Below are 11,709 nucleotides of genomic sequence, written 5' to 3'. Positions count from 1 at the left end.
CATAAGTTATTACTTATTAATTATTTAAGGCTTCCTACCATATCTTCAGGGCGCACCCATTTATCAAAGTCCTCAGGAGTAACATAACCAAGACGTACAGCCTCTTCTTTGAGGGTTGTACCATTGCGATGAGCTGTTTGAGCAATTTCGGCAGCTTTGTAATAACCTATTTTAGTATTAAGAGCTGTGACGAGCATTAACGAGTTGTCTACTAATTCTTTAATACGTTTGTAATTAGGTTCGATACCACTTGCGCAATGTTCTTCAAACGATACACAAACATCACCTAACAACTCAGCTGATTTAAGGAAGTTAGAAGCCATTAATGGTTTAAATACATTCAATTCGTAATGACCTTGAGTACCACCTACTGAAATAGCTACATCGTTACCCATTACTTGTGCTGCTACCATTGTCATCGCTTCACATTGGGTAGGATTCACTTTACCTGGCATAATAGAACTACCTGGTTCGTTAGCAGGGATGAGAATTTCACCAATACCAGAACGAGGACCTGAAGCCATCATACGAATGTCGTTTGCAATCTTGTTTAATGATACAGCCAATTGCTTGAGGGCACCGTGGCTTTCTACAATAGCGTCGTGAGAAGCTAAAGCTTCAAATTTGTTAGGAGCGGTTACAAAAGGTAGACCGGTGAATTTAGCAATATACTCAGCTACTTTCACATCATAACCTTTAGGAGTGTTGAGCCCTGTACCTACAGCAGTTCCACCTAAAGCGAGTTCTGAGAGGTGTGCTAAAGTATTTTTGATAGCGCGAATAGCGTGATCAAGCTGAGCTACATAGCCTGAAAGTTCTTGTCCTAAAGTAAGTGGTGTAGCATCCATAAGGTGTGTACGACCTATCTTTACTACATCTTTAAAGGCTTCAGCTTTAGCGGCAAGGGTATCGCGTAGTTTTTGAACCCCAGGAATAGTTTTTTCAACTACCATTTTGTAGCAAGCAATGTGCATACCTGTAGGGAAAGTATCGTTAGACGATTGTGATTTATTCACATCATCATTAGCCTTTAACACGGGGTCTCCTTCTCCTATTTGTTTGCCAGCTAACACTTGAGCACGATTGGCTATAACCTCATTCACATTCATATTAGATTGAGTACCTGAACCGGTTTGCCAAATTACCAATGGGAATTGGTCATCAAGTTTGCCTTCGAGAATCTCGTCACAAACTTGAGCAATAGCATCGCGTTTTTCGGCAGAAAGTACGCCTAAATCGAAGTTAGCATAGGCAGCAGCTTTTTTAAGATAGGCAAAGCCGCGAATAATTTCAATCGGCATAGAAGCGGGTGCACCGATTTTGAAGTTGTTGCGTGAACGTTCTGTTTGTGCTCCCCAATATTTATCGGCTGGCACCTTCACTTCACCCAAAGTGTCTTTTTCAATTCTATAACTCATTTTGTTTGTATTAGTTAAAATAATCTTCTTTTAAAAAACGCTACAAAGGTACATTTTATTTTCTAAATATTAAAATTTTTTTAAGAGATTTTTTGTTGTGATAATTCTGTAATTTGCTAATTAGCTAATTAATTGCTATCTTTGCGCCCTCAAAAAGATTATTCAGAATAAAATGCTTGATAAACTAAACATTGTTAAACAACGCTTTGATGAGGTATCGGATTTGATTATCCAACCTGATGTGATTGCTGACCAAAAACGTTACATTCAGCTTAATAAGGAGTATAAAGATCTAAAAGAGTTGATGGATAAACGAGAAGAGTACATCAATGTAACTGGCAATCTTGTTGAAGCTGAAGAAATTATTGCCGATGGTAGTGATGCTGAAATGGTGGAGATGGCTAAGTTACAATTAGAAGAAAGCAAAGAACGCTTACCTCAATTAGAGGAAGAAATCAAATATATGTTGATTCCTAAAGACCCTGAAGATGCGAAGAATGCTGTAATGGAAATACGTGCTGGCACAGGTGGAGATGAGGCTTCTATCTTTGCTGGCGACCTTTATCGTATGTATACTAAATATTGCCAAAGCAAAGGCTGGAGTACTTCGGTAATGGATTTCAACGAAGGAACTGCAGGGGGCTACAAAGAGATTATCTTTGAAGTTACAGGTGACAATGTATATGGTACTTTGAAGTTTGAAGCAGGGGTACACCGTGTACAGCGTGTTCCTCAAACTGAAACGCAGGGACGTGTACATACTTCAGCTGCTACTATAATGGTATTACCAGAGGCTGAAGAGTTTGATGTAGAACTCAATATGGCAGATGTAAATATTATTCGTACAACCTCTACTGGCCCTGGCGGACAGTCGGTGAATACTACTTATTCTGCTATTCAACTCCAGCATATTCCTACAGGTATAGAGGTGCGTTGCCAAGATGAAAAATCTCAGCATAAAAACCTTGAAAAAGCATTGAAAGTATTACGTTCTCGCCTCTACGATTTAGAACTTGCTAAAAAAATGGAAGCTGATTCTGCTCGCCGTAAGTCAATGGTATCTAGTGGTGACCGTTCAGCTAAAATACGCACTTATAATTATCCTCAAGGTCGCGTAACTGATCATCGTATCGGGCTTACTCTCTATGATTTACAGAATGTTATCAATGGAGATGTACAACGCCTTATTGATGAATTACAACTTGCTGAAAACGCTGAAAAACTCAAAGAAGGTGATGTGTTTTAAAGAAGTAAGATAACAAAAATAGTGTTACTAAATAAAAAGCTGACTAAGAAATAAATCTTAGTCAGCGTTTCTATTTGTTGTTCCATTATGTTATAATGTTTCTTTTAGCCATTTGAAGAATGTTCTCTGCCATAAGAGTCCGTTTTGAGGTTGTAATACCCAGTGGTTCTCATCAGGAAAATAAAGTAACTCACTTTTAATGCCTTTTAATTGTGCGGCAGTAAAGGCTTGGAATCCTTGTTCTTCAGGTACTCGGTAATCTTTACCTCCGTGAATAATTAGTATGGGAGTATCCCAATTATTAATTTTCTTTATAGGGTTAAACTCTTTATATGATTTTTGAGCTACCGCATTACGCTCTTCCCAATAAGCTCCTCCTATTTCATTATTGTTAAAGAAAAGCTCTTCTGTAGTGCCATACATACTTTCTAAATTAAAAACCCCACAATGGGCAATAAACGTCTTGAAACGTTTTTGGTGAATACCTGCTAAGTAGTAGATTGAATATCCTCCGTAGCTGGCTCCTATAGCTCCCAATCGTTCTTTGTCTACGTAAGGTTCCTTAGCAATATCATCAATAGCCGATAGGTAATCGCGCATAGGCTGTCCACCCCAATCTCCGCTAATTTCTGCATTCCATTCTACCCCAAAGCCTGGTAATCCTCTGCGGTTGGGAGCTATCACTATATAACCTTGCGAAGCCATTACTTGGAAGTTCCAACGGAAACTGTAAAACTGGCTCACAACAGATTGTGGTCCTCCTTGGCAGTAGAGTAGGGTAGGGTACTTCTTGTTAGGGTCAAACTTCGGTGGGTAAATTACCCAAGCGTGCATTCTCTTGCCGTCAGTAGTTCTGATGATACGCTCCTTAATAGGACATTCAGCAATCCCTTTGTATAGTTCATCATTAAAATGTGAAAGCTGTGATAGTGTTATGCGTCCTTTTTTCTCTTTTAAGTTGATAGTATACAGTTCAGCTGCGTGGTTCATATCCGTACGCATCACAACCAATTGGTCACCTGCTTGTCCTACTATACTATTCACATCAAATACACCTTGTGTGAGTTGTCTTGGGGTGGTATCTTTACTAAAAGGAGCTACTACAAATACTTGCTCTGTTCCTTGGGTAGCCGCAATTAGATATATTTGCTTCCCATTGTTGCTCCATCGGTAACTGAAAACAGTATTATCCCAGTTAGCTGTAAGGTTAATACGCTTGCCGTTCTTCAATATATAAAGGTCGTTTTTATCAGCTTCATTACCGTCGTGTGCCATACTGAGCCACGCAAGTACGCCCTCTTTGCTATACTGAGGGTTGGTGTCATACCCCATCATTCCTTCGGTGAGGTTTGTTGTTTTTTTCGAGGTGAGGTCGTACTCGTAGATATCAGTATTAGTGCTTAGTACATAATCAGTGCCTACTTTGGCCTTCGTAACATAAAGTACCTTTTTACCGTCGAGACTCCATATATAATCCTCATCACCTCCAAAAGGCAACTGCGGACAGTAATAGGGCAATCCTTCCATTATATCGGTTTGCTTACCATTACTATCTTCTATCATCACGTGATTGTAACTGCCTTCATTCCACGTATCCCAATGGCGGTGGTCTAAGCTACCGTACAGCTTCCCCGATGATTTTTCTAAGTCGGTATAGAAATCTTTCCCTAAAACCGACTTTAATTTTACTTCCTTATGAGTCAATTTTAGGCTTTTATCGGTATTGTATTTAGCCGTGAGCTTTTCTACCTCTTCTTTGCTTATAGGAATGGGTACACCTCCTTTTACGGCAAGTTTATAGTATTCTTTGTTAAAAGTATTTTCCTTTATATTTGGAGTACTCACACTCACCAATACGTATTGCTGGTCGGGGGTAATACCTATACCATTCACGCGATGTAGTTCCCATAGTTTTTCGGGGGTGAGAGGTTGTTGTGCTTGTATGCTATTAAATGCCATAACCGAAGCTAAAATAATAAGATGTTTTTTCATTCCTTAACAAATAAGGCAACAAGCCTTCCTAATAGTTTTACAATAAATTGGTAACTCTCTGCCAAAAACGCTCTGATTTCTTTTAATACAAAAGCAATCCCTGATTTGATAACAGGTTTTATGCGGTTGTAAATAAACGATAACCATACGCATACGGCTATAAAGGCAGGCGCTCCTAATACCACTTGATAAGGTTTCAACTGCCCTCCGAAGTGCTGTATAAGCCCGTGTGAGGTAATACTACCGTATATGATAAAGCAGTGTATAACGTAAATCGATAGGGTGTTTTGCCCAATAGTTTTAATCAGTTGTGAAGTAATCACATTGCGCATTAGGGCAAAGAAACCAAACACGAGTAATACATTCCCCAAACGTAAATAAGCAAAGTCCTGCATTAGTTGCTCAAAAAATGGAGAATGGTTGATATAGAACAGTTGTTCTATCATAAAGTGAAAACCCCACAACAAGAATGCCCCTACGCTTAGAAATAGCAGAATAGCATTGCGGTATAGGTGAGGGTGATTTTTATATCGCTGAAATAGATATCCCATAAACCCTCCAAACGACACATAGCCAAACCAAGGAAAAATAGGAAAGAAACTACCGTGTACACGAGTCAGATAATTAGCAATCGGCAAGGGTAGTGAATCAAAGCGCAAATCCTTGTAAAAAGGCTCAAAAGTGAACGCCAATAGGGTAGTGGTAAGCAATATCATAGGCATTACCCACGACTTGCGGTTATATGAAAGTAAGTAAGTAGCGATGAGCAACAAGAGTGAAAGCCCAATACAGTGCAGTACATCTACACTTTGGAAACTCATACGCAAGAAGTAAGCAATACCGATAAGCATCAGTCCACGCCTAATACCTTTCATCACGCGAGGGTTATTCCAGCCTACTTTTGTAGCATCACTTTCTTTTACCAATAAAAAAGTGAAGATAAACCCCGAAACAGTGAAGAACACAGGAGCGGTAATACCAGTGCAGTAGTGCCATAGCCAGTATATAAAGTTATTTTCGTCGCGGTAGCGGTCAGCAAGTAGTCCATTTATAAAGTGCCCTTGTAGCATCATACAGATAGCAAAGGCGCGAATCACATCTATGAAGTCAAGTCTGAATTTCTTTATTTTTTCCATACTTATAATGTCTTAAAGAGGTTGCAAAGGTACAAATTAATTAACAATTAGCAAGTAATAGTTAAGAACTTGTCTTTTTTATAAACAAAAAACTTTGCTAAAATCCTTAGACTTTAGCAAAGTTTTTTTAAGTTTTTTTAATTGCTCTTTAAAGAGGCATTGGCTGTTCTTTTTTCTTTACAGCTCCTACAATAGCTGAGATAATGACTCCTCCAATAGCCGAAAATATTATAGAAGTAGAAAATGATGAAACGATAGAAGGTTTGTTAGCATACATTTTATCTTGGAATTCTTCTAACTGTTCTCCATTAAAATTTGCCATAGCACTCATTTTCTTCATTGCAACCTCCACTACCTTATCATAGTAGTCAGGGTCAATAATAGTTGCGTATATCACTTGGTAAATAGCTCCAATCACTCCTGCTATAACAGCGACTACTACCCCTACTTTGATAGCTTCTCCTATAGAGAGAAAGCCTTCATTAGCTTTTTTGTATTGTTCTACTGCTATTGCAATAAAAACTACAGAAATGGCTATATTTATCAACCAAGTAATAACAGCTAATAAAGTGTTATCTGTATACAAAAAGTCGGTTACGTATAATAATACAGTAAAGGCTACAGATACAAGCCCTAATAAAATCCCATTTCTAAGCGCTATACTTAGGAAGTTTACATTTTTTGTTTCCATAAACGAAATAATATTTAAAGTTAATTTTTACTTATACATCTTGAAAGCAGCCCTTTCTAAGGCTTCTCTATGATTAGGGTGCGCGATGGCTATCAGAGCTTTAGCGCGTTCTTTTAGGCTTTTGCCAAACAGTTCAGCAACTCCATATTCAGTTACTATATACTGTACGTGTGCTCGAGTAGTAACTACACCTGCTCCTTGCTTGAGAAAGGGTACAATTTTACTTTCCCCTTTATTAGTTACTGAAGGGAATGTAATAATAGATTTACCTCCTTCACTTAGCATAGCTCCACGCACAAAATCTATTTGTCCACCAAAGCCTGAATAGATAGTGCTACCTATAGAGTCTGCACATACTTGGCCTGTGATATCTACTTCTATAGCCGAATTGATAGAAATCATCTTGGGATTCTGACGAATAACAGATACTTCATTGGTATATGAAGCCTCTGCCATTTCTACTGAAGGGTTATGGTCTATAAAATCGTATAACTCTTGTGACCCCATCGCAAATGAAGCTATGATTTTACCTTTATCAATTTTCTTTTCGTAGCCATTAATAACTCCTTTTTTTACCAAATCAAGCACTCCTTCAGTAAGAAGTTCTGTATGAATACCTAAATTTTTAAGGTGTCCCATTTCACCTAAAGTAGCATTTGGGATATTGCCAATACCCAATTGTAAAGTACTGCCATCTTTTATAAGGGGTACTATATGTTGGGCTATCTGCTTTTCTATAGCATTGGGTTCTGAGAGATGTAATGAAAAAATAGGAGCATCTTGTTCTACCAAATAGTCTATTTCATCTATATGCACAAGAGCATCGCCATAAGCGCGTGGCATTTTCTTATTTACTTTTGCTATAACGCATTTAGCATTGCGAATGGCCGATTTACAAGCCTCTACGCTCACTCCCATAGAGCAGAATCCAAATTTATCAGGGGGCGATACTTGTATAAGTACTACATCTACTTTCACCTGTTTGCGATCGAACAGTAATGGCATATCACTTAAAAAAATAGGTGTATATGATCCATTACCTGCTTTTATTATATGTCGGACATTCTTAGAAAGGAAGAAAGAATCTATATAGAAACTATCTTTATATTTAGGGTCGGCATAAGGGGCATCTCCTTCTATATGGATATGCCCGATGGTAACATTTTTTAACTCGGGTGCTCGTGCTACAAGGGCATCTACTAATATTTCAGGTACGGCTGCTCCTCCGTGTATATAGACAAAATCACCGCTTTTCACTACTTTTAAAGCTTCTTCGGCAGTTGTAATTTTTTTCATTTAAAATTAATGTTTAGTCAGTGGCTCAAAAGTACAACATAATTTCTAATTGACAAAATAATTTGTAATATATTTTTTTTTATTACCTTTGCACCCGATTTAAAAATGAAATATTATGTATCCACTTGAATTGATAAAACCAATGATAGAAGAACTAACAAACTTTGGTTTTCAAGAATTAAAAACAGTTGAAGCTGTAAAAAGTGCTATTGAACAAAAGGGAACTACGCTTGTAGTAGTGAACTCTGTTTGTGGTTGTGCGGCTCGTAATGCACGCCCTGCTATACTTTATAGTTTACAAAATGCTAAAAAACCTGACCATCTCACTACAGTTTTTGCAGGAGTTGATAGAGAAGCTACGGAAGAAGCACGCCAATATATGTTACCATTTCCTCCTTCTTCTCCAAGTATTGCTTTATTCAAAGATGGAGAATTGGTGCATATGTTAGAGCGTCATCATATTGAAGGTCGTATGGCAGAAGTAATTGCTGAAAATCTTCAACAAGCTTATGATGAATTTTGTTAACTAAATGTTTATTGTATGTTATTAAAAAAGAGCTGTCCTCTATTGGACAGCTCTTTCTTTTTATAAAGATGAATAGTTATACTTCGTGTTCGCCTTTGATGTCTCGGTGCTCGTAATCAGCAATCATCAGTTTTTCGTAATCAGTCTTAGTGCCTTTACCAAAACGTCTGCCAATATTGTCAAAAATAAGATATACCAAAGGCACTACAATAAGTGTTAAGAACAATGAGGAAATAAGTCCACCTATAATTACAATCGCCAAACCATTGTTCACTTCGGCACCTGCTCCATTGGCAATAGCAAGCGGAATCATACCTGCTACCATTGCAATAGTCGTCATCAAGATAGGGCGTAAACGCGCGTGGTTTGCTTGTATTAATGCAGTTACTGTATCTTCTCCTTCTTGTTTGCGGTGGTTGGCAAAGTCTACTAACATAATCGCGTTCTTAGCAACCAACCCGATGAGCATAATGATACCCAAAAGAGTAAAGATATTGAGTGACATATTGGCTAATGCCAAAGCTACTAAAGCTCCAATGAACGAAAGCGGTATAGAGAACAATACTACAAAAGGCCGTGAAAAACTGTCATATAACACTACCATTACCATATAAACTAAAAGAATAGCTGCAAAGAGTGATATAAACAAGGTGCCGAATCCTTCGTCTTGCATCTCTTGGTCACCTGTAAAAACAAAGTGTACGTTAGCAGGTTTTTCTAATTGGTCTATCTTAGTTTTCCATTCTGAAACTATAGTACCTGTAGGACGACCTACCGATTGAGCTTTTACGGTTACCGAAGGTGATTTGTCATAACGTTCTAGCTGTGTAGGTCCTGAAGCATAAACAATATTAGCAAATTGTGATAGTTTTACCTGTTGTCCCACCGAGTTGATAAACATCATATTCTCTATATCATCCATAGACTGGCGGCTACCTTCTTCAAAGACTATATTAATATCGTATTCTGAATCTCCTGTACGGAACTTACTGTCGTCATTACCATTAAAAGCGGTTCGCATCGTTCCCCCTACAGTAGCAATATTAAGTCCTAACATTGCCATCTTATCGCGGTCTATCTGCACATTTATTTCGGGATTACCAGATTCTGAGGAAAGCTTAATTTCAGTAGCACCTTCAACAGTTTTAAGTAGTTCAGCTGTTTTCTCAGCGTACTGTTGGGCTACTTCCACATTGTCAGAAGTAACTACCAAAGCAATTGGTGCTTGTTCAGCTCCCATCAATCCCACAGGTATCGTCTTCACTTTAGCATCTACCAAATACTGACTCAGTTTACGTTTCAGCTTTGCCGCAATTACGTTAGTCGATTCATTACGTTCTTTCTTATCAATAATAGTAAGCTGTATTTCCGATTTGTAAGGGGTTGCTTGTGAAGCTCCCATACCACTGGTAGACTGCCCTACAGTAGTAATCATACTCTCTACCAAAGGTTTATTAGTACCCTCTACTTTTAGGTTACGAAGGTAGTTTTCAGCTTTTTGGGTGATAAAGTTGGTTTGCTCTAAAGAAGCATCTTTGTTCAATTCAAACTGCACTAAAAACTTTCCTCTATCCATATTAGGCATAAATTCAGATCCGATAAATCCAGTAGGAATCAATGAACAAGACCCTACGAAAAGGAAAAATACCAAAATGATTGTTTTCCATTTATTGGCAAATACCCATATCAATAAGTCAGAGAAGAACTGTGTAAAGCGTTTGAGGTATCCTTCAAAGCCTATGGTCATCTTTCCTAAAAATGAATTGGGATTCGCGTGTTCTAATTTTCCAAACCGAGAGTACAACCAAGGAACTACTGTAAAAGACATCAATAATGAAAGCATTGTAGCAATAGCTACGGTCAAACAGAACTCACGTAATACTTTTACCACAATAGCATTACCTAATGAAATAGGGACGAATACTACCACAATTACTAAGGTAATTGCCATTACCGTAAGCACAATTTCCTTAGAGCCATCAAAAGCAGCTCGTACTTTGTTCTTACCCATTTCCATATGACGGTGAATGTTTTCCAATACCACAATAGCATCGTCCACCAAGATACCTACCACCATCGAAAGGGCAACAAGGCTCATCAAGTTCAGTGTAAAACCAAAGAAATACATACCTATAAAAGTAGCGATGAGAGAAGTAGGTATAGATACCATTACAATAATAGCATTACGTAGGCTGTGGAGGAAGAAGAACATCACTACCGCTACCAATACAATTGCCAATATCAAATCGGACATTACAGAGTTGGCTGCTTCTAAGGTAAACTCACTGGTATCTTCTGCCAATAACATTTTTACGCCTTCATTTTTATAAGTCTGCTCTACTTGCGCCATCTTCTTGCGTACCAACTCACTCACCGATACTGCATTGGCATCGGTTTGTTTCAATACTTGTAACAAGAGAGTATTTTCTTGGTCTATACGCGCTATTTTGGTAGCTTCTTCTTCGGTGTCTTGTACATCAGCTACATCCGAAAGTCGTATCTCTACTCCATTCTGTGAAGCAAGTATAAGGTTGCGCAATTGTTCTACATCTTGTAATTTACCAAGTAAACGTATAGAAGTGCTATTCTCACGAGTTTTAATTTTACCCGCAGGAATTTCCATATTCGAAGCTGCAATTAATTGTTGTACTTGAGCTATAGAAAGACCATAACCTTCTAACTTCTTAGCGTCAATACTTACGCGTATTTCGCGTTTTCGACCACCTATTATATTTACTTGTGCTACTCCTGGAACACGTGATAACTCTGGCTGTATTTTTTTATCTACCAAGTCGTACAATTCTTGTGCCGATAACTTAGAAGTTACCCCAATAGACACAATAGGCAAATCAGAAAGAGAGAATTTACTCAATGATGGCTCTTTAGCATCATCGGGTAAATCAGCTCTTATTGCATTAATTTTGCGCTGTGCCTCATTAAGAGTGTTATCTACATTCGCATCGTTAGTAAGTTGTACTACTACTACCGAAAGACTTTCATACGAGTATGAATATATCTTTTTGATATTTTCCAAAGCCGAAACGGCATCTTCTACTTTTTTAGTTACCGTACTCTCAATTTCTGAGGGAGATGCTCCTGCATACACAGTAGAAATAGTAACTACATTTACCTCAAATTTGGGAATGAGTTCGTAGTTCAATAACTTATAGGAATAGAAGCCACCAAGTAGCAACAATAAGAGCATCACAATAAGCACACTGGGACGCTTAATAGAAAGTTTAATTAAATCCATCTTTTGTTTGTTCTAAATCGGGGGCAAAGGTACGATAAAAAACTTAATAAACAAAAAAAGTTTCCAAAAAATATTTTCTTCAATTACACTACTATAATTTCTTTTCTATTTAAAATCTATCCTTAAACTAATTACCTAATCTTGGCACATC

8 protein-coding genes are annotated in these 11,709 nt (G+C 37.9%); 2 read left to right on the top strand and 6 right to left on the bottom strand.

Annotation, left to right across the window (positions count from 1 at the left end; genetic code table 11):
* Positions 1 to 20 precede the first annotated feature (20 nt).
* Positions 21 to 1,418: a class II fumarate hydratase gene (gene fumC / locus I7X29_RS02720; RefSeq protein WP_009413104.1), complete on the bottom strand. Its 1,398-nt coding sequence runs from the start codon at positions 1,416 to 1,418 to the stop codon at positions 21 to 23.
* A gap of 172 nt (positions 1,419 to 1,590) precedes the next feature.
* Between fumC and prfA the strand changes: the two genes are divergently transcribed.
* Positions 1,591 to 2,664, top strand: a complete 1,074-nt coding sequence (gene prfA / locus I7X29_RS02715) for a peptide chain release factor 1 (RefSeq protein WP_198472733.1) — start codon at positions 1,591 to 1,593, stop codon at positions 2,662 to 2,664.
* Positions 2,665 to 2,754: 90 nt separating this feature from the next.
* Here prfA and I7X29_RS02710 read toward each other — a convergent pair whose 3' ends face one another.
* From I7X29_RS02710 to I7X29_RS02695, 4 genes are all read right to left on the bottom strand, one after another.
* Entirely contained in the window at positions 2,755 to 4,656 is a 1,902-nt protein-coding gene (locus I7X29_RS02710) for a S9 family peptidase (RefSeq protein WP_198472732.1), read from the bottom strand.
* Entirely contained in the window at positions 4,653 to 5,792 is a 1,140-nt protein-coding gene (locus I7X29_RS02705; RefSeq protein ID WP_198472731.1) for a heparan-alpha-glucosaminide N-acetyltransferase domain-containing protein, read from the bottom strand. The genes I7X29_RS02710 and I7X29_RS02705 overlap by 4 nt, the downstream gene beginning before the upstream one ends.
* 148 nt (positions 5,793 to 5,940) lie before the next feature.
* Positions 5,941 to 6,483, bottom strand: coding sequence for a DUF4199 domain-containing protein (locus tag I7X29_RS02700; protein WP_198472730.1), 543 nt, complete (start codon positions 6,481 to 6,483; stop codon positions 5,941 to 5,943).
* 27 nt (positions 6,484 to 6,510) lie between these two features.
* Positions 6,511 to 7,779: an acetyl-CoA hydrolase/transferase family protein gene (locus I7X29_RS02695; RefSeq protein ID WP_198472729.1), complete on the bottom strand. Its 1,269-nt coding sequence runs from the start codon at positions 7,777 to 7,779 to the stop codon at positions 6,511 to 6,513.
* A gap of 115 nt (positions 7,780 to 7,894) precedes the next feature.
* Here I7X29_RS02695 and I7X29_RS02690 point away from each other — a divergent pair, with 115 nt between their 5' ends.
* Complete coding sequence (locus tag I7X29_RS02690; RefSeq protein ID WP_198472728.1) at positions 7,895 to 8,305, top strand: BrxA/BrxB family bacilliredoxin; 411 nt, start codon at positions 7,895 to 7,897, stop codon at positions 8,303 to 8,305.
* A 76-nt stretch (positions 8,306 to 8,381) separates the two neighbouring features.
* Here the strand turns inward: I7X29_RS02690 and I7X29_RS02685 are convergent, their stop codons facing one another.
* Positions 8,382 to 11,558 carry an efflux RND transporter permease subunit gene (locus I7X29_RS02685; RefSeq protein WP_198472727.1) on the bottom strand — a complete coding sequence of 1,059 codons (3,177 nt, stop codon included), beginning with the start codon at positions 11,556 to 11,558 and terminating at the stop codon, positions 8,382 to 8,384.
* Positions 11,559 to 11,709: the final 151 nt, after the last annotated feature.

Source organism: Capnocytophaga periodontitidis (assembly GCF_016126015.1).
Lineage (GTDB): Bacteria > Bacteroidota > Bacteroidia > Flavobacteriales > Flavobacteriaceae > Capnocytophaga > Capnocytophaga periodontitidis.
Note: the sequence above shows the minus strand (reverse complement) of the source record. Positions and strands in the feature narration are given on the sequence as shown.

Bases quoted from the DNA above. Each gene is read 5' to 3' on its own strand.
- fumC (WP_009413104.1), bottom strand. From the start codon at position 1,418: ATGAGTTATAGAATTGAAAAAGACACTTTGGGTGAAGTGAAGGTGCCA.
- I7X29_RS02695 (WP_198472729.1), bottom strand. From the start codon at position 7,779: ATGAAAAAAATTACAACTGCCGAAGAAGCTTTAAAAGTAGTGAAAAGC.
- I7X29_RS02710 (WP_198472732.1), bottom strand. From the start codon at position 4,656: ATGAAAAAACATCTTATTATTTTAGCTTCGGTTATGGCATTTAATAGC.
- I7X29_RS02690 (WP_198472728.1), top strand. From the start codon at position 7,895: ATGTATCCACTTGAATTGATAAAACCAATGATAGAAGAACTAACAAAC.
- I7X29_RS02705 (WP_198472731.1), bottom strand. From the start codon at position 5,792: ATGGAAAAAATAAAGAAATTCAGACTTGACTTCATAGATGTGATTCGC.
- I7X29_RS02685 (WP_198472727.1), bottom strand. From the start codon at position 11,558: ATGGATTTAATTAAACTTTCTATTAAGCGTCCCAGTGTGCTTATTGTG.
- I7X29_RS02700 (WP_198472730.1), bottom strand. From the start codon at position 6,483: ATGGAAACAAAAAATGTAAACTTCCTAAGTATAGCGCTTAGAAATGGG.
- prfA (WP_198472733.1), top strand. From the start codon at position 1,591: ATGCTTGATAAACTAAACATTGTTAAACAACGCTTTGATGAGGTATCG.